At 68.8% G+C, this 18805-nt stretch carries 15 protein-coding genes and 1 tRNA gene; 9 read left to right on the forward strand and 7 right to left on the reverse strand.

All coding sequences use genetic code 11. The features are described 5' to 3' along the window. Window positions 1-31: 31 nt before the first annotated feature. A complete protein-coding gene (tkt, locus tag FHX50_RS03200) occupies window positions 32-2122 on the reverse strand; it encodes a transketolase (protein ID WP_183374369.1) in 2091 nt (696 codons plus the stop codon). A gap of 346 nt (window positions 2123-2468) precedes the next feature. On the opposite strand from tkt, the gene FHX50_RS03205 reads away from it, so the two are divergent. The 7 genes from FHX50_RS03205 to FHX50_RS03235 are packed head-to-tail and all read left to right on the forward strand — an operon-like array spanning window position 2469 to window position 9954. After that, window positions 2469-3386 carry a heme o synthase gene (locus tag FHX50_RS03205; RefSeq protein ID WP_343064047.1) on the forward strand — a complete coding sequence of 306 codons (918 nt, stop codon included), beginning with the start codon at window positions 2469-2471 and terminating at the stop codon, window positions 3384-3386. Window positions 3387-3403: 17 nt separating this feature from the next. Beyond that, window positions 3404-4393 carry a site-specific tyrosine recombinase XerD gene (locus tag FHX50_RS03210; RefSeq protein ID WP_183374371.1) on the forward strand — a complete coding sequence of 330 codons (990 nt, stop codon included), beginning with the start codon at window positions 3404-3406 and terminating at the stop codon, window positions 4391-4393. Beyond that, window positions 4390-5262: a ParA family protein gene (locus FHX50_RS03215; RefSeq protein ID WP_343064034.1), complete on the forward strand. Its 873-nt coding sequence runs from the start codon at window positions 4390-4392 to the stop codon at window positions 5260-5262. The genes FHX50_RS03210 and FHX50_RS03215 overlap by 4 nt, the downstream gene beginning before the upstream one ends. Next, the gene (locus FHX50_RS03220; protein ID WP_183374373.1) at window positions 5263-6156 is read left to right on the forward strand and encodes a pseudouridine synthase; all 894 of its coding nucleotides are present in this window, start codon (window positions 5263-5265) and stop codon (window positions 6154-6156) included. Beyond that, window positions 6153-7247, forward strand: a complete 1095-nt coding sequence (locus FHX50_RS03225; RefSeq protein WP_183374375.1) for a prephenate dehydrogenase — start codon at window positions 6153-6155, stop codon at window positions 7245-7247. Before FHX50_RS03220 ends, FHX50_RS03225 begins: the two co-directional genes overlap by 4 nt. Before the next feature lie 38 nt (window positions 7248-7285). Continuing rightward, entirely contained in the window at window positions 7286-9457 is a 2172-nt protein-coding gene (gene der / locus FHX50_RS03230) for a bifunctional cytidylate kinase/GTPase Der (RefSeq protein ID WP_183374377.1), read from the forward strand. Between the two features lie 2 nt (window positions 9458-9459). Continuing rightward, window positions 9460-9954 (forward strand): NUDIX hydrolase, encoded by a 495-nt coding sequence (locus FHX50_RS03235; RefSeq protein WP_183374379.1) that lies wholly within the window; start codon window positions 9460-9462, stop codon window positions 9952-9954. A 33-nt stretch (window positions 9955-9987) separates the two neighbouring features. On the opposite strand, the gene dhaM is transcribed toward FHX50_RS03235, so the two are convergent. The 6 genes from dhaM to FHX50_RS03265 form a co-directional block, all read right to left on the reverse strand. Beyond that, window positions 9988-10404, reverse strand: a complete 417-nt coding sequence (gene dhaM / locus FHX50_RS03240) for a dihydroxyacetone kinase phosphoryl donor subunit DhaM (protein ID WP_183374381.1) — start codon at window positions 10402-10404, stop codon at window positions 9988-9990. Continuing rightward, on the reverse strand, window positions 10401-11042 hold the full coding sequence (dhaL, locus tag FHX50_RS03245; RefSeq protein WP_183374383.1) for a dihydroxyacetone kinase subunit DhaL: 642 nt from the start codon (window positions 11040-11042) through the stop codon (window positions 10401-10403). The genes dhaM and dhaL overlap by 4 nt, the downstream gene beginning before the upstream one ends. Beyond that, complete coding sequence (gene dhaK, locus FHX50_RS03250; protein ID WP_183374385.1) at window positions 11039-12040, reverse strand: dihydroxyacetone kinase subunit DhaK; 1002 nt, start codon at window positions 12038-12040, stop codon at window positions 11039-11041. The genes dhaL and dhaK overlap by 4 nt, the downstream gene beginning before the upstream one ends. 89 nt (window positions 12041-12129) lie before the next feature. Further along, the gene (locus FHX50_RS03255; RefSeq protein ID WP_183374387.1) at window positions 12130-14295 is read right to left on the reverse strand and encodes a PhoX family protein; all 2166 of its coding nucleotides are present in this window, start codon (window positions 14293-14295) and stop codon (window positions 12130-12132) included. Window positions 14296-14555: 260 nt separating this feature from the next. Next, window positions 14556-17216 carry an asparagine synthase (glutamine-hydrolyzing) gene (gene asnB / locus FHX50_RS03260; protein WP_183374389.1) on the reverse strand — a complete coding sequence of 887 codons (2661 nt, stop codon included), beginning with the start codon at window positions 17214-17216 and terminating at the stop codon, window positions 14556-14558. Between the two features lie 102 nt (window positions 17217-17318). Next, window positions 17319-17392: transfer RNA gene (locus tag FHX50_RS03265), tRNA-Pro, on the reverse strand. 247 nt (window positions 17393-17639) lie between these two features. Between FHX50_RS03265 and FHX50_RS03270 the strand changes: the two genes are divergently transcribed. Together FHX50_RS03270 and ftsR are read left to right on the forward strand one after the other, a co-directional pair. Continuing rightward, window positions 17640-18074, forward strand: coding sequence for an FHA domain-containing protein (locus FHX50_RS03270; protein ID WP_183374391.1), 435 nt, complete (start codon window positions 17640-17642; stop codon window positions 18072-18074). Continuing rightward, a complete protein-coding gene (ftsR, locus tag FHX50_RS03275) occupies window positions 18071-18760 on the forward strand; it encodes a transcriptional regulator FtsR (protein ID WP_183374393.1) in 690 nt (229 codons plus the stop codon). The genes FHX50_RS03270 and ftsR overlap by 4 nt, the downstream gene beginning before the upstream one ends. Window positions 18761-18805 lie beyond the last annotated feature (45 nt).

Genomic DNA, 18805 nt, shown 5'->3' on the forward strand with positions numbered 1-18805 from the left:
GAGGGTCGTCGGGTGAGCGGGATGGTGCGGGTCAGTTGCCGGCAGCGGCGAGGGACTCCTTCGCCGCCTTCATCACGTTGTCGGCGGTGAAGCCGAACTCCTCGAACAGCAGGGCGCCGTCGGCGGACGCGCCGTAGTGCTCGAGGGAGACGGCGCGGCCGGCGTCGCCGAGGTAGCGGTGCCACGGCATCGCAATGCCCGCCTCGACGCTGACGCGCGCCTTCACGGAGCTCGGCAGAACCGATTCGCGGTACGCCTCGTCCTGCTCCTCGAACCACTCCATGCACGGCATGGACACGAGACGGGTGGGGATCCCGTCGGCCTCCAGCTTCTTCTGCGCGGCAGCGGCGTGCTGCACCTCGGAGCCGGTGGCGATGAGGATCAGCTGGGGCTCAGCCGACGCCTCCTTCATCACGTACGCGCCTTTGGCGAGACCGGCGGCGTCGGCGTACTCCTCGCGGTCGAACGTCGGCACCGCCTGGCGGGTCAGAATGAGGCCGACGGGGCCGCGGTCCCGCTCCAACAGGGCCTTCCACGCCTGAGCGGTCTCGGTCGCGTCAGCGGGCCGCACGATCGACAGGTTCGGGATCGCACGGTACGCGGCGAGGTGCTCGACCGGCTGGTGCGTGGGGCCGTCCTCACCGAGGCCGATGGAGTCGTGCGTCCACACGTAGGTGGAGGGCACGTTCATCAGGGAGGTGAGGCGGACAGCGCCGCGCATGTAGTCGGCGAACTGGAAGAAGGTGCCGCCGTACGGGCGGGTCAGGCCGTGCAGCGAGATGCCCGCGAGGATCGAGCCCATCGCGTGCTCACGGATGCCGAAGTGCAGGGTGCGGCCGAACGGATTGCCGGAGAAGTCCTCGGTCTGATGCTCGGTCGGGATGAACGACGGCTCCCCCTTCATCGTGGTGTTGTTGGAGCCGGCGAGGTCAGCGGAGCCGCCCCACAGCTCAGGAACCACATCGGCGAGGGCCTCAAGGATCTTCCCGGAGGCGGCGCGGGTGGCGATGCCCTTCTCATCGGCATCGAAGGCGGGCAGGGCGTCGGTGAGGTCCGGCAGTTCACGCTTCTGCAGACGCTCAAGCAGCTCGGCCTTCTCAGGGTTCGCGCTCTTCCAGGCGTCGAACTTCTTCGCCCACTCATCGCGCTCGGCCTGGGTCTTCTCACCGCGGGCGCGGGTGTGCTCGAGCACCTCGGGGGCGACCTCGAAGTCCTTGTCGGGGTCGACCCCGATGTTCTCCTTCAGGCCGCGGATCGCTTCGGCGCCGACGGCGGAGCCGTGGACGGACGCCTTGCCCTGCACGCCCGGCAGCGGCCAGCCGATCATGGTCTTCAGCTGGATGAAGGTCGGCTTGTCGGTGACCTTCTTGCCGTCCTCGATCGCCTGCTTGAGCGCGGCAACGTCCTCGCGGTACTGGCCACCGTTGCGCCAGTCCACGGTGCGCACATCCCAGCCGAGCGCTTCGTACCGGGCGGCGACGTCCTCGGTGAAGGCGATCTCGGTGTCACCCTCGATGGAGATCTCGTTGTCGTCCCAGATCACGACGAGGTTGCCGAGCTTCTGGGTGCCGGCGAGGGAGCTGGCCTCGTGGGAGACGCCCTCCTGCAGGTCGCCGTCGGAAGCGATGACGTAGGTGAAGTGGTCGAACGGGCTCTCGCCGGCGGGAGCGTCCGGGTCGAGCAGGCCGCGCTCACGGCGCTGCGCCATGGCCATGCCCACGCTCATGGCGACGCCCTGGCCGAGGGGACCGGTCGTCACCTCGACGCCGTCGGTCACGAAGTTCTCCGGGTGGCCGGGCGTCTTGGAGCGGAAGGTGCGCAGCTGCTTGAGGTCCTCGAGCTCGAGGCCGACTCCGGCGAGGAACAGCTGGGCGTACTGGGTGATGCTGGAGTGGCCGGCGGAGAGCACGAAGCGGTCGCGGCCCATCCAGTTCGGGTCCTTCGGGTCGTACGCCATGACGTCCTGGTAGAGGAGGTAGGCGGCCGGGGCGAGGCTGACGGCGGTGCCGGGGTGGCCGTTGCCGACCTTCTCGACGGCGTCCACAGCGAGGGTGCGGGCGGTGTCAACGGCGCGGCGGTCGAGGTCGGTCCAGCCCTCGGGAGCGATGAAGTCAGTGGTCATGAACAGTTTCCTTTCGGGAGTGTTCGGCTCGGCCCGCTCGCGGCCGCCGATGCGGCGGGGGCGGAGGCGGAGCTCGGCATCAGCGCATCCGAGCCTAACGCTTCCCACTCGGCTCACTCTGCGAGGTCCACGTCTCGCGCGCCCGGTCATCACGGCGGGGCCGGGGCCGAGTGGGCGTGACGTGCAACGCCCCTCAGATGCTGGCCCACCAGCGCCCCCGCCGATACACTGGCCGGGCCCGTGGCCCTTGGAGCGCGGGTGTGTCGGACAGCGAGAAGACGAGGTCGGTGACGTGACGAAACCCGTGGACAGCCCAGTGCAGGCAGAGCCCGCCGCACCTGAAGCAGTGCAGGTGAGCGCGCCGCAGCGGCCCCGGTCCGTCAAGCGCACCGTGCTCAACTACGTGGCGCTGACCAAGCCGCGCATCATCGAGCTGCTGCTCATCACCACCGTGCCCACCATGTTCCTCGCGGCCGGTGGCTTCCCGCCGTTCCTGCTGATCCTCAACACGATCATCGGCGGCTACCTCGCGGCCGGCGGCGCCAACGTGCTCAACATGTTCTTCGACCGCGACATCGACGCGAAGATGAAGCGCACGAAGAACCGCCCCCTGGTGACCGGTGAGATCAGCCCCCGCGCCGCCGTCATCTTCGGCCTGGTGCTCTCGGCGCTGTCCACCGTGTACCTGTGGGTGCTGGTCAACGCCGTGTCGGCGATGCTCGCGCTCGGCGCCATCGTCCTGTACGTGGTGTTCTACACCCTGATCCTCAAGCGCCGCACCAGCCAGAACATCGTGTGGGGCGGCGTCGCCGGCTGCATGCCCGTGCTAATCGGCTGGTCGTCGGTGACCGGGACCGTGTCCTGGACCGCGTTCCTGCTGTTCCTCGTCATCTTCTTCTGGACGCCGCCGCACTACTGGCCGCTCGCGGAGAAGTTCACCCGCGACTATGAACGCGCCGGTGTGCCGATGCTGCCGGTCGTGTCCTCCCGCCGGAACGTGGCGGTGCAGATGATCGCCCACACCGTCGCCATGGTCGCCTGCTCTCTCGCGATCATCCCTCTGGCACCGACCGGCCCGGTGTACGCCGTCGCCGCCATCGCCGTGGGCGCCTGGTTCCTTGCCCTGATCATCCGCTACGCCGTGCGCGTGTTCCAGGGCCGCACCGGCCGCGATCTCCACCCGATGGGGGTCTTCCACGCCTCCATCACCTACCTGACGCTGCTGTTCGTGGCGCTCGCGCTCGACCCGTTCCTGCGCTTCTGAGCCCCACCACCGGCCCCATGGACGAGCCCCTGCTCCGCGGATTCCTCACCCACATCCGCGTGGAGCGGGGGCTCGCCGCCAATACGGTCCGCGCATACCAGCGCGACCTCACCCGCTACGCCCACTACCTCCGCAGCCAGGGCCTCGGCATCGCCGACGCCGGCAGCGAGCACATCACCGCCTTCCTCCAGGCCGTCCAGGAGGGGGCCGACGGAGGCCGCGCCCTGGCAGCGTCCTCAGCGGGCCGTATGCTCGCCTCCATCCGAGCCCTGCACCGGTTCGCGGAGGAGGACGGTGCGCGCAGCGATGACCCGTCGGCCCGCCTCACCGGCCCGGCGCGCCCCCTCGACCTCCCCGAAGCGCTCAGCATCGACGAGGTCGCCCGCATCATCGACGCCGGCTCCGGGCCGTTCACCGGCCGCCTCGCCGAGGAGCGGTCCCTGCGCAACCGGGCGCTGCTGGAGATCCTGTACGGCACCGGTGCCCGCATCAGCGAAGCGATCGGCATCGACCTCGACGACCTTCTGCTGGAGGAGAGGGTGCTGCGCCTGCACGGCAAGGGCGACAAGCAGCGCGCCGTCCCGCTGGGGTCCATGGCGATCGACGCCGTCACCGCCTACCAGGTGCGGGCCCGTCCCGTGTTCGCTCAGCGCGGCACCGGCGGCCCAGCCCTGTTCCTCGGCCACCGCGGCACCCGCCTCACCCGTCAGGCGGCGTTCACGATCGTGCGGGACGCCGCCGAAGCAGCCACGATCCCCGCGCAGGTCAGCCCGCACACGCTGCGGCACTCCTACGCCACCCACCTGCTGCAGGGCGGCGCCGATGTGCGCACCGTGCAGGAGCTGCTGGGGCACGCCTCGGTCACCACAACGCAGCTCTACACGCACGTGACACCGGACGCGCTGCGGGAGGTGCACGCCCTCGCTCATCCCCGGGCGCTGGACGCACCTTCGGCAGGTACGATGAACAACTGCACACCGACCGACGAGAATCAGGGAGCGACGTGAAGGACAGAAACGAACTCGAGCTCGAGCTCAGCTACGGCCCCACGGGACGCCCGCTGCCCGAGTTCCCCGAGCCGACTCCTCTGGACTCCCACGGACCCGCCCGCATCATCTCGATGGTCAACCAGAAGGGCGGGGTCGGCAAGACCACCAGCGTCATCAACCTGGGCGCCGCCCTCGCCGAATACGGCCGACGGGTTCTGCTCGTGGACCTCGATCCGCAGGGTGCGCTGTCCGCCGGCACCGGCGTCAACCCGTACGACCTCGACGTCACCGTCTACAACCTCCTGCTGGAGCGCGAGCACGACATCCGCGATGTCATCCAGGAGACCGGCACGGAGAACATGGACGTGCTGCCGGCGAACATCGACCTGTCCGCCGCGGAAGTGCAGCTGGTCAACGAGGTGGCCCGCGAGATGGCACTCGCCCGCGTGCTGCGCCCCGTGGTCGACGACTACGACGTCATCATCATCGACTGTCAGCCGTCGCTCGGACTGCTCACCGTCAACGCCCTCGCCGCCAGCCGCGGCGTCATCATCCCGCTGGAAGCGGAGTACTTCGCACTGCGCGGCGTCGCACTGCTGGTGGAGACGATCGAGAAGGTGCAGGACCGCATCAACCCGGCGCTGGAGATCGACGGCATCCTGATCACCATGTTCGATCCGCGCACGCTGCACGCCCGCGAAGTGTGCGCCCGCGTGGTCGAAGCGTTCGACGACAAGGTGTTCCACTCCACCATCAACCGCACCGTGAAGTTCCCCGACGCCTCGGTCGCCGCCGAACCGATCATCTCCTTCGCCTCCTCCACGAAGGGCGCGGACGCCTACCGTCAGCTCGCCCGTGAACTCATCGCCCGGGGGAGCGCTGCCTGAATGACCCAGCCGAAGCGTCGCCGTCGCTCCAGCGACTTCACGGCCCCCAAGCAGATCCGCCTGCGCGACTCCGACGGCGCCGACCGTCCCGCTCCCGCGAAGGACGAGGACCTCGAGGACTTCGGCGGCTCCTGGGGCCCCGAGGTCGGTGACCAGGGGCCGACGGGGGAGCGGCTGCAGAAGGTCCTTGCCCGCGCCGGCTTCGGGTCCCGCCGCGCCTGCGAAGCGCTCATCGCCACCGGCCGCGTCGCCGTGGACGGCGAAACGGTCACCACGCAGGGCGTCCGTGTGGACCCTGAGACGCAGGTGGTGCACGTGGACGGTCGCCGCCTGCAGCTCGACGACACGAAGCTGACGATCGCGCTGCACAAGCCGCCGAAGGTGATGTCCACGATGGACGACCCGGAAGGCCGCCGGAGCCTCAGCGAGTTCGTCGAGGAGTACCCGGTGCGGCTCTACCACGTGGGCCGGCTCGACTACGAGACCGAAGGGCTGCTGCTGCTCACCAACGACGGGGAGCTCGCCCACCGCCTGATGCACCCCAGCTTCGAAGTGTCCAAGACGTACGTCTGCCGCTTCGACCTCGACGCCCCGGAGTTCCCCCGCGGCATCCTCAAGCAGCTGCGCGACGGCATCGACCTGGAGGACGGCTCCGCGACTGCGGACCGCGCCGCCCTGCTCGCCCACAACGGCAGGGAAGCGCTCGTGGAGATCACCATCCACGAGGGACGCAACCGAATCGTTCGCCGCATGTTCGAGGCCCTCGGCCACCCGCTGACGGGCCTGGTGCGCACCCGCATCGGCCCCGTGCTGCTCAACGACCTGAAGTCGGGCCAGTCGCGTGAGCTCACCGGCAAGGAGCTCGGCACCCTGATGGCGAGCGTCGGCCTGTGACCGTCCTGGTCATCGGCGCCGGGCTGATCGGCGGCTCCGTCGGCCTCGCCCTGCGCGCCCGCGGCCGCGAGGTCCTGGTCCGCGACTCCTCACCCGGCACCGCCCGCCTCGCCCGTGAACTCGGCGTCGGTGCCGATGAGGGGGAGTCGACCCCCGGCCTCGTCGTCGTCGCCACCCCACCGGATGTCACCGGGCGCATCGTCGTGGACGCGCTGCGGGAGTTCCCCGACGCGATCGTGTGCGACGTCGCCAGCGTGAAGGAGACGATCCAGCGCGCCGTCCTCGACGCCGCCGCAGCGGACCCGGACCTGGACGCCTCCCGGTACGTCGGCGCGCACCCCATGGCCGGGCGCGAGGTCTCCGGCGTGGTCGCCGCCCGCGGCGACCTGTTCCTCGGTCGCCCGTTCGTGCTCGTCCCGCACAACGGCTCGAGCCGGCGCGCCGTCGATGCGGTTGAGAGGCTCGGCCACGAACTCGGCGGTGTCGTCGTCCGCTCCGAAGCCGCCGCGCATGACCTCTCCGTCGCCTATGTCTCCCACGCCCCGCAGCTGGTCGCGAGCCTGCTCGCGCGGCAGCTGCAGTCCGCCGCCGACGGGTCCCTCGCCCTCGCCGGGCAGGGACTGCGCGACACCACTCGCATCGCCCACTCCGATCCGCGCCTCTGGGTGGAGATCCTCGTGGCGAACGCCCCCGCACTTCGGCCCATCCTGCGGGCCTTCCAGGAGGACCTGGGCCGCCTCGTCGGCGCGTTCGACTCGCTGTGCGACGCCGACGGGCAGGGCACGCCGCGGGCGGAGATAGCCCGCACCATCGCCGACGGCAACCTCGGTGTGGCCCGCATCCCCGGCAAGCACGGCGGCTCCGCAGATTCGTTCGCCGCGTTCACCATCCTCGTGCCGGACAGCCCCGGTGCCCTGGCGCGTCTGCTCAGCGATATGGGCGATGCGGGGATCAACATGGAGGACCTGCGGCTGGAGCATTCGATCGGCCAACCGGTGGGCCTGGCGCACATCAGCGTGCTGAAACGTGATGAGGGGCGCATGGTGGCCATGCTGGAGGAGAAAGGCTGGGCCCGCGCGGGCGAAGAGTAACTATCCTGGAGGCTGTTGCCGAACGAATTGGAGGACCAGTGGACCCCGTAACCATTGCGATCGACGGGCCCGCCGGCTCGGGCAAGTCCACCGTGTCGCGAGAGGTCGCCCGCGCCCTGAGCGGCGGCTATCTCGACACCGGCGCCATGTACCGTGCCGCCGCTTGGTCCTGCATGAAGGCCGGCATCGATCTCTCTGACGAGAAGGCCGTCACCGAGCACGTCGGCGAGATGCCGCTGCAGATCATCACCGACCCGAGCGACCCGCGTGTCCTCGTCGGCGAGGACGACATCACCGACGCCATCCGCACCGAAGAGGTCTCCACCCGCGTCAGCGCCGTCGCGACGAACCCGCAGGTGCGGATCATCCTGCAGGAGCGGCAGCGCGCCCTGCTGTTCTCCACCGCTCACCGGCTCGGGTTCTGCGTCGCCGAAGGCCGTGACATCACCACTGTGGTCGCCCCGGAAGCGGACGTGCGCGTGCTGCTGACCGCCAGCGAAGAGGCCCGCATGGCGCGCCGCTCCCAGCAGTTGCAGCTCGAGGACAACGAGGAGACCGCGCAGCGCATGCGCGACCAGGTGCTGCGCCGCGACCGCGACGACTCCACCGTCTCGGAGTTCATGACCGCCGCCGAGGGCGTCACGACCATCGACACCACCCGCCTCAGCATCGACGACGTCGTCAACGCGGTGCTGGAGCTCGTGCCCGGCATCGAACTGGTCGACGACGATGACGACTGGGAGGACGACGACTGGGCGGAGGACGGCGTCGACGCCGACGACGTCCAGCGCACCCAGGCGCTGCGCGCGGGCCTGGACGATTACGACCTCGACGACGAGGACGCCGCCCTGCTCAGCGGGGAGTTCGCGGACTTCCCCACCGAACAGGAGCAGCGCCTCCTGCCCACCCTCGCGATCGTCGGCCGCCCGAACGTCGGCAAGTCGACGTTCGTCAACCGCATCCTCGGCCACCGCGCCGCCGTCGTCGAGGACACCCCCGGTGTCACCCGCGACCGCGTCTTCTACGAAGCGAACTGGGCGGGCCGCGACTTCATGCTGGTGGACACCGGCGGCTGGGAGGACCGGGTCGCCGGCATCGACCACCGTGTTGCCGAGCAGGCGGAGGCCGCGATCGGCCTGGCCGACGCGGTGGTGTTCATCGTGGACGTCCACGTCGGCATCACCACCACCGACGAACAGTTCGTGAAGGTGCTGCGCCGCTCCAAGAAGCCGGTGCTGCTGGTTGCGAACAAGGTCGATGATGAGCGCGCCGAGCTCGAAGCCGCGTCGCTGTGGAACCTGGGCCTGGGGGAGCCGCACATGGTGTCGGCGCTGCACGGGCGCGGCTCCGGTGACGTCCTCGACGCCGTCCTGGAGATCCTGCCCGAGGAGGGCTCCACCCCGGCGAAGCCGGACGGTCCCCGCCGCGTCGCCCTGATCGGTCGCCCGAACGTCGGCAAGTCCTCCCTGCTGAACAAGCTGGCGAAGGAGAACCGCGTGGTGGTGGACAACGTCCCCGGCACCACCCGCGACCCCGTTGACGAGGTCATCACCCTCGCCGGCCGCGAATGGACCTTCGTGGACACCGCCGGCATCCGCCGACGCGTCAACCAGACCGGCGGCGCTGACTTCTTCGCCTCCATCCGTACGCAGGCGGCGCTGGACCGTGCGGAAGTGGCCGTGGTGCTGCTGGAGGCGACCGAGACGATCTCCACGCAGGACATGAAGATCATTGACATGGTCCTCGAGTCCGGCCGCGCCCTCGTCCTCGCCTTCAACAAGTGGGACCTGATCGACGAAGACCGCCGCAAGGAGCTCGAGTGGGAGATCGAGAAGGACCTCGCGCACGTGGCGTGGGCTCCCCGCATCAACATCTCCGCCGAAACGGGCCGCCACACCGACAAGCTGGTGCCGGCGCTGGACCGCGCCCTCGAATCGTGGGATGCGCGCATCCCCACCGCGCGCCTCAACGCGTTCCTCGGCACTCTGGTGGCGGCGCACCCGCATCCGCTGCGCGGCGGCAAGCAGCCCCGCATCCTGTTCGCGACCCAGGCGCGCTCCCGCCCGCCCCGGTTCGTCATCTTCGCCTCCGGGTTCCTCGAGCACGGGTACCGCCGCTTCATCGAACGCCGCCTCCGGGAGGACTTCGAGTTCACCGGGTCGCCGATCGAGATCTCGGTGCGGATCCGCGAGAAGCGCAAGCGGCGCTGACCATGACGACCCCCGATTTCATCCTCGCGCTGCGGGAGAAGGTCGGCACGGCGCCGCTGTGGCTGTCCGGCGCCACGGCGGTGGTGCTGACCCCGCAGCGGGACCGCGCCCTGTTCGTGCGCCGCTCCGACAACGGCGAATGGACCCCGGTCACCGGCATCATCGACCCGCTGGAGCATCCCGCGCGGGCGGCCCTGCGGGAGATCGAGGAGGAGACCGGGGTGCAGGCGCGGGTGCTGCACCTGGCTGCGCTGGACACCGTCGGCCCCATGACGTACCCCAACGGCGACGAGGCGAGCTACCTCGACCTCGCGTTCGTGTGCGAATGGAAGGCGGGGGAGCCGCACCCGGCCGACGGGGAGAACACCGAGGCGCGCTGGTTCCCGGCGGATCAGCCGCCGCCGATGAATGATCGCTTCACCCGCGTGTATGCGCGCGCCCTCGAGCAGCTCGAGAACGGGGTCACCACCACGGACCTGCCCGACGACGTCCGCTGACGGCGCGGCGCCGCCCCGGCTGAAGCCCGCGCCTCAGGAGGCGATCTGCGACCGCTTGGCGTCCACGGCCCGACCCGCTTCCTCAGCGACCGCCTCAGCGCCCGCGCCGGCGGAGGCGGTGACGACCGCACCGATCAGGCCCTCCACCAGCGGCGCATCCGACAGGATCACCCGCTCGGCGACCTGCGGGTCCAGGAACTCCAGCGCCATCTGCGCGGACAGCACGGCGGAGCCGATGTCGCACAGCACCACCGCGCCCGGCGCGTCCTCACCGGAGGTGACGGTCTCGATCGCGGCTGAGATGGCGGCGGCGTCGGTGCCGGTGGATCCGTCGGCCGTGCCCGCTGCGATCTCGATCGGCGGGCCCTCACCGCGCACCATCTCCATCGCGAGGTCCACGGCGGCGCGCGCCAGGGCGGGGGAGTGGGACACCACCACGATGCCGGTCATGCTGCTGCTCCCACGGCGGCCTGCAGCGCTTCCAGCAGCAGCACCGCGGACTGCGAACCGGGGTCGATGTGCCCCTTCGCCCGCTCACCCACATAGGAGGCGCGGCCCTTCGTGGCGACCGAGTCGATCACGGCGTCCCGTCCTTCACGCGCGGCTGCGACCGCAGCGGTGAGCATCGCTGTGATATCTGCTCCTTCGGCTGCCGCCTCCTTCGCCGCGTCAGCTGCGGGACGGAGAGCATCGAGCATCGTCTTCTCCCCGATGTCCGCCTTTCCGCGCTGTGCAACACCAGCCGCTGCGGCGTCGAGGGCAGCGGCGAGCGCTTCGGCATCGAGATCGGCGGCGTCGCCAGCGCCCTGGGCGAATCGGAGGAAGAACGTGCCGTACAGGGGACCTGAGGCACCGCCGACGGCGGAGACGAGCGACATGCCGACCTTCTTCGCGAGCGCAGCGGGCGTCTCGAACTCAGCGTCGGCGACGGCGTCCGCGGCGGCGCGCATCCCTCGCTTCATGTTGGTGCCGTGGTCCGCATCGCCGATGGCGGCGTCCAGGTCCGTCAGTTCTGCGGCGTGCTCAGCGAGGGAGTCGGCGGCAGTGCTGATCCAGGCGATGAGTTCAGACGTGGTGAGGGTGCTCATCGGGAACCTCCCATCGTGAGTCCGGGCGTGGAGGCGGGGGCGTCCCACAGGTCGGCAAGGTCGTCGTCCAGGCGCAGCAGGGTGATCGAGCAGCCGGCCATGTCGAGGCTGGTGATGTAGTCCCCCACCAGGGAGCGCTGCAGGGGGATCCCCGCTTCGCCCAGGACCGCCGCCGCTTCCTTCGCGACGACGTACAGTTCGAGCAGCGGGGTGGCGCCCATACCGTTGACGAACAGCAGCACGCCGCCCTCACCGGGCAGTTCTGCGAGCAGCGGGTCCATCAGGGTGCGGGTGATCTCTGCCGCGCTCGTCAGCTTCTCGCGATGGCGGCCCGGCTCGCCGTGGATGCCGATGCCGATCTCCACCTCGTCGCTCGGAAGGTCGAAGCTGGGCTTGCCGTTCGCGGGGACGGTGACGGAGGTGAGCGCCATGCCCATCGAACGGGACGCCTCAGCGGCGCGACGCGCGATCTCGGCGACCTGCTGAAGGCTGTCACCGCGTTCGGCTGCTGCGCCGGCGATCTTCTCCACCAGCACGGTGGCGCCCACGCCGCGGCGCCCCGCGGTGAAGGTGGAGTCCTCCACGGCGACGTCGTCGGCGATGACGACGGTTTCGATCTCGATGTCGGATTCGGCGGCGGCGAGTTCGGCGGCCATCTCGAAGTTCATGACGTCACCGGTGTAGTTCTTCACGATGAACAGGACACCGGCGCCGCGGTCAGCGTGCTTCGCCGCGGCCATGATCTGGTCCGGCACGGGGGAGGTGAACACCTCCCCGGAGCAGGCGGCGTCGAGCATGCCCTCGCCGACGAAGCCGGCGTGCAGGGGCTCATGGCCGGAGCCGCCGCCGGAGATGATCCCGACCAGGCCCTCCTTCTTCGGGTGGGCGCGGTGGATCACGCGGTGCTCGGCGTCGAGCTGCAGGGAGGGGTGGACGGCCGCCATGCCCGCGAGCGCATCATCGACGATGGTCTGGGGAGTGTTCATCAGGTTCTTCATGACACCAGCCTACGTCTCTGTGACTGTGAGCACAGGGACGCAGGCTGGTGGTGGGCGCCGGTGGCAGCGCCGGATCTCAGGGCTGAGGATCAGTGCTTCTTCCGGCCCTTCCCATTTCCCTTGCCCTTGCCCTTGCCGTGACCGGGCTTGTCCTTGCCGTGACCGGGCTTGTCCTTGCCCTTGCCGGGCTTCTGATCGGCGTGGTCGGGGCGGTTGCCGCGGCGCGGCAGCACCTGCACCACGGTCGGGCGGGGACCGGTGCCGTTGTAGTCCGGAAAGAAGGAGTGCTGGTCGGCGAAGGTGCCGTCCTCACCGGGGTGCTGGACGGACACGAATACGGACTCGTCGCGGTCGTGGACCACGGGGCCGCAGGTCTCGCCTTCGCGCGGCACGGACAGGAACTGCTCCACACGGCCGCGCTCCTCGCCCTCCAGGGTGACGCGGAAGAGGCCGTCGTTGTAGCCGATGCCGCCGGGGGCGCCGTCGGTGGAGATCCAGAGGTTGCCGACGGAGTCGAAGGCGACGTTGTCCGGGCACGAGATCGGGGAGACCTTGTCCACCGGGAAACCGGAGAAGTACACCGGGTCGCCCTGCGCCGGATCACCGGCCACCAGGAGGATGTTCCACGCGAAGGTCTGCGACGCCTGGTCGCCGAGCTCGTCGATCTCGATCACGTGGCCGTCGCGGTTCTTGGCGCGCGGGTTCGCTTCGTCGGCGGGTGCCTTGCCGGCGGCGCCGCGGTCGGAGTTCTTCGTGCACGCCATGTACACCTTGCGGCTCACGAGGGACGGCTCGACATCCTCCGGGCGGTCCATCTTCGTGGCGCCGACGGCGTCCGCGGCAGCGCGGGTGTTCACCAGCACCTCCTCCAGCGTGAAGCCCTCAACGGCGGACTCGCCGTCCTTCACGAGGGCGATCCACTCGCCGGAGCCGTCGAAGGCGCCGTCGGAGGGGAGCTCGGCGCTGCCGGTGATCTCAGCGGCGGGGGAGTTGCCGGTGAAGCGGGCGACGTACAGGTCGCCCTTCTCCAGCAGGGTCATGTTGTGGGCGCGATCGCCTTCGCAATAGCGGTCAGCGGAGACGAACTTGTAGAGGTACTCGAATGCCTCGTCGTCACCGGTGTAGGCGACGGCGCGGCCGTCCTCACCGATGATGATGTTGGCGCCCTCATGCTTGAGGCGTCCGAGAGACGTGTGCTTGCGGGGTGTGGAGGTCGGGTCCCACGGATCCACCTCGACGATGTAGCCGAAGCGGTTCGGTTCGTTCTCGTAGCCGTCGATGCGGGAGTCGAAGCGGTCGTACTTCTTCTCCCAGCCGCGGGCGGTGCCCTCGGTATTGGTGACGCCGTAGCGCTTGTTCGACCCGTAGGAGGCGCTGCCCAGGAAGTAGCTGTGGAAGTTCTCCTCACCGGAGAGGATGGTGCCCCACGGGGTGAGACCGCCGGAGCAGTTGCCGAGGGTGCCGAGCACGCGGCGCCCCTCCGGATCCTCCTTGGTCTTCACGGCGTCGCTGCCAGCGAGGGGGCCGGTGAGTTCGAAGACCTCGTCGAGGAGGATGCGGCGGTTCAGCGGGGCGTCGACGATGGGGGAGTAGGGGCAGGTGCGGTTCTTGCGCTCCAGCTCCACCACGGACAGGCCGTGAGCGGCCATGCCGATCTCGATCACATCGTCTTCGCTGGTGCCCTCGGGCAGCATGATCTGCTCGTTGGTGTATTCGTGGTTGGCGAACATGACGGCCTTCTTCCCGGCCGTGCCCGGCTGCTCCTGAATCGCGGAGTAGTCGTTGTTGTAGCCGAAGGCGCGCTTCTGCTGCTCGGCGGACTGCTTGGCCCAGTCGAACTCGGGTGCGTCGGAGAACAGGCGGTCGCCCCAGCGGATGACGGTGTGCCAGTCGAAGCCCTCGGGCACGGTCAGCTCATCCACGGTGTGCTCGACCGGGGCGATGGCGTCGAAGCGGAGCTTCGAGCCGCCGGGGGCCGACGGCTTCAGGCCGAAGGCGGCGCCGGGGGCCTCGGCAGCGGTGGCAGGAGCAGCGCCCTGGGTACCGGCGGCGGCGATGGCGACTGCGGCAGCGGCGCCGCCGCCGAGGAGGGCGCGGCGGGAGAGGGCGCCGGAGGCGACGTCGCGGAAGTAGGAGTTGTCGGAAGTGTTGCACAGTGCGCCGACGCACTGGTTGCCGCACTTGAGCGCACAGGTGACGGCTGAGCGCTTCCCGGCGACGTGGTCCTTCATCAGCAGGGGCAGACGAATGGGCATGGGGGAGAGATCCTTTCGACGGTGACCGGCGCTTCTGCGCACGGCCGCCATCGATGCTGGACCCCGCGGGTGACCCGATGCCCACACTGCGGTGACCGATGGGTAAACAAGCGGCATGAGATCGGCAATGGGTATTGCCTGCCCGTGACGGAACCGCTAGCCCCGTTATCGGAGCGTGACGAAGGGCCCGGGCAGTCGGCATATGCCGCCCGCTCCGGGCCCCGTCGGCTTCCCCGGTCAGGGCGGGGGAGGCGTGGTCGTCAGTCCTGACGGATCACGATCGCCAGCGGCGTCTGCTGACGCCCCTGGCCCAGCGGGTTGTCCGCGAACATCGCACCGAGGGCCGCTTCGGTGTCGGACACGTCCGAGCCGAGCACGTTGCGGCCGAGGTCGTTGGCGTCCATCACGACAGTGCCCTGGAATCCGGCGAGCACATCCGCGGGCAGATCGAGGCCCCGCACCATGGCGCTGAGGCGGCGGGCCACCGCGTCCGGGTCCTTCGGCGGCAGCTTTGCGGATACGTTGGACGGGTACGCGGAGTACTCGGTGGGGCCGTCGATCGCGCGGACGTTCGCGCCGGCGAGGTCGTAGAACAGGCCCTTGCGGCCCACCAGCTTGCCGACTGCTCCGGCGAGCGCAGCACCGGCGATGCGCGGCAGGCCGGCTTCACGGATCGCCAGCTCCATCGTGAACGGGCTGCCCAGGCCGATGCCGGCGGGGGTGCGGGTCACGAATCGGCTGAGCACGTTTGCGCCGATGGACGGCTTGATCTCCCAGGTGAAGTAGGAGCGGCCCTGGGAGATCGCGATGATCTTCTCGCTGATGAACAGATACCAGTCCTTGCCGGCGGGAAGGTCCTCCGGCTTCGCCTGCTGGGCGAAGTCCGCGAGGTACTGTTCGGTGAAGTCCTCGATGCGGGTGTCGCGGTCCACCAGACCGGTCTGGATCGGGTAGCGGCGGTAGGTCTTCTGATCGTGACTGGAGCGGATGTCCAGCTCCTTGCCCGGGTTCGCAACGAACGGGCTCTTGTGCTCGATGACCTTCTCCGCCTTCTTCTCGGCGACGCCGTTCGCGGGGTCGATGAACTGGCGCATCCACAGCTCCACGTTCAGAATGCGCCAGAACAGCAGAGTCCCGTGGTTCTTCGGATGCTTGATGTAGTCCTCGAACAGGGCGATGACGGTCGGAGCATCGAAGTAGGGGCGGGAGGCGAACGAGTCCGACTTGAAGATCGCGTACAGGGAGTTCTTGATGCGGACGAACCACTCCTGCTCCGGGGTGGTGAAGCCGATCTTGTTGCGGCGCTTGGAGATCATGTCCGGCAGCACCGGGTCCATGGACTCGCGCAGGATGCGCTTGTTCCAGCCGTCGGAGAGGATCGCGTCCTCGCTGAGGGTGAACAGGTAGCGCATGAGCTCCTTGTCCACGAACGGGACGCGGCCCTCGAGGCTGAAGCGCATTGTGTTCTTGTCCTCGTAGCGCAGCAGCGACGGCAGCGAGTTGTGGAACGTGTCCTCGATGAGGCGCATCTTCAGGTTGTCCGAGACGGAGGAGACCTTCTCGTTGCGGAAGCGCTCAGCGAACTCGCTGTTGAGCAGCGGCTCCATGCTGGTGGTGTTGCGCAGACGCATCTTCGCCATCAGCAGTTTGCGGGCGATGTCGCGGGAGCGGAACATCTCCTTGGCGAGGGCGAAGAACTGCTTGCGGGCCTTCAGCTGTCGCCAGTACACGTAGTAGTACGGGTTGTAGCCGGCCATCATCTCGTCCGCGCCCTGGCCGTCCAGCAGCACGGTGACGTGCTTGGTCGCCTCCCGCATCACCACGTACTGGGCGTACGGGCCGGTGGAGATGATCGGCTCCTCCTGGGTGCGCACGAAGTCCTCGAGGTCGGTGAGGAAGCTGCTGGCGTCCGGGTGGATCTTGTGCGCGGCGATCTGGCCGTCGTACCGGTTGAGGAGGGAGTCCACGTAGGCCTCCTCATCGTTGTTCGACTTCGGGAACACGGCACTGAAGGTGTTCTGGCGGGAGCCGACGGAGTCGTACACGTCGTCGTCACCGCCCTGCTTGAGGTGCTCGGCGATGACGGCCGCCACGGCGGAGGAGTCGAGGCCGCCGGACAGGGACGTGCCGACGGAGACGTCCGCCTGCAGGCGCATGCGGATCGACTCGCGCAGGCGCTCACCGTACTCGTCCCGGACCTTCTCGGAGTAGGGGGTGCCGGGAGTCTTCGCCAGCTCCTTCAGGTCCTCTTCGAGGGTGGTGTACTTCTCGGCACTGAGCCCGCCCTCGGTGATGGTGACGACCTCACCGGAGCGGACGCGGCGGATGTCCTGGAAGAAGGTCTCATCGCCTTCGTCCTGCACTCGGAACTTCAGGTAGCGGTAGACGGCGCGGTCGTTCGGCTGGGGCGTGAACTGCTCAGCGGCGAGGATCGACTTGATCTCGGAGCCGAACAGGAGGCGGCCGCTCTGCTCATCGAACCAGTAGTAGACCGGCTTGATGCCGAAGTGGTCACGAGCGATGACCAGGGTGTCGGTCTGCGTATCCGCGATGGCGATGGCGAACATGCCGTTGAAGCGGTCGAACGCCTCGGTGCCCCACTGCATGTAGGAGTGCAGCACGACTTCGGTGTCGCTCGCGGTGGTGAAAGTGTGGCCGAGGGCGGTGAGCTCCTCGCGCAGTTCGGTGAAGTTGTAGACCTCGCCGTTGTACGCCATGGCGTAGCGCCGGTCCTCGCTGTAGAAGGGCTGGGCGCCGCCTTCGTGATCGATCACCGACAGGCGGCGATGCGCCAGGCCGATCGATCCGCCGGTGAAGGTGCCCTCGCCGTCAGGTCCGCGATGGCGCTGCGCATCGTTCATTCGGGCGACGATGTCGCCGGTTGAGGCACCGAAGCCGAAGCTTCCAGCGATTCCGCACATAGATTGTGGCCTTCCTTAGCAGGACTATCCGATTTCCCGATTCTATCGGGGTGAAACAGCAGAGGCGGCCAGGAAAACTCCTGGCCGCCTCTGCATCCACGGTCGGGCTGACAGGATTTGAACCTGCGACCCCACGACCCCCAGTCGTGTGCGCTACCAAACTGCGCCACAGCCCGTGGTCGAACCTTCGTCAACTATAGCGAAGCCCCTGGCCCGGGGCGAATTGAGCTGACGTGACGCTCAGCACCCGTCGGCCGGCAGTGCGTTCTGGGCCCGATGGGAGGACAGAATGCCCCGATCGAGGCCGATCAGGGCAAAGTCTCCCTAAAATCGGCCACTGTAAGCGCCTTTGCAGGCCTCGGCATGACAAGATGGAACCTCCCGGGCGTGGATCCGCCCGCTTGGCCGACAGAAGGAGAGAACATGTCTGACACGTTCGATGCACTGGACCCGTCGACGCAGACCACTGCTCTGTCCCCGTTGGCGGATGTCGACTTCCCCGATGAGCAGGAGCGCGGGCTCAGCCCGAAGGAGCGCTCCGCCGTTGACGCACTGCCGGCGGACTCCGCTCTGCTGATCGTGCGCAAGGGCCCGAACCTGGGTGCCCGCTTCCTGCTGGACGCGGAGAAGACCGTGGCCGGCCGCCACCCCTCCTGCGACATCTTCCTCGACGACGTCACCGTGTCCCGGCGGCACGTCGCATTCCTCCGTCACGGCGGCCAGTTCGTCGTGCGCGACATGGGCTCACTCAACGGCACCTACGTGGAGCGCGAGCGCGTCGACGAGGCGACCCTGGTCAACGGCCAGGAAGTGCAGATCGGCAAGTACCGAATGACCTTCCACCAGATCGTCTCGTGAGCGCCGCCCACAAGCACCGCGCCTCAGCGCTCCTCAGCATCGGGCAGGTCCGCGCGCAGCTGCGCGAGGAGTTCCCCGACCTGACGCACTCCAAACTCCACTTCCTCGAAGCGGAGGGCCTTATCGAGCCGGTGCGCACCGCATCCGGCTACCGGAAGTACTCCGCAGCCGACGTCGATCGCATTCTCCTGGTGCTGCGCGCTCAGCGCGACCTCTTCTGGCCGCTCAAGGTCATCAAGGAGCACCTCGACGAATTGGACCGTGACGGCTCGCCCGTGCGCAGCCTCAGTGTGCGCGCCCTCAGCGAGGGAGAGCGACGCCCCGCGGTCCGGCTCAGCCGACGCGAGCTCGCCCGAGAGGCCCGAGTGTCGGCCGCCTTCGTCACGGAGATGGAGGAGTACGGGTTTCTGGTGAAGGATGCGCCCGTCTACGACCAGCAGGACCTCGACGCGGTGACCGCCTGCCGCGACCTGGCCGAGCACGGCCTGCAGCCGCGCCACCTCTCGCTGGTGCGCTCCTCCGCACAGCGTCAGGCCCATCTCATCCAGTCGGTGCTCACCCCCTCCTCGCACCGCGATGACTCCGTGGCCGAAGGCGAGGCCGAGGATGCGCGAGCCAGTATGTCGGCGTCGCTGACCTCCCTGCACACCGCTCTTCTGACCAGCGCACTGAACCGCTCACACTGAACGCGACACGTCGGCGCTGCGTGATTCCCAAAACGGGCCCGGAGT

The organism is Helcobacillus massiliensis (assembly GCF_014191425.1).
Classification (GTDB): domain Bacteria; phylum Actinomycetota; class Actinomycetes; order Actinomycetales; family Dermabacteraceae; genus Helcobacillus; species Helcobacillus massiliensis.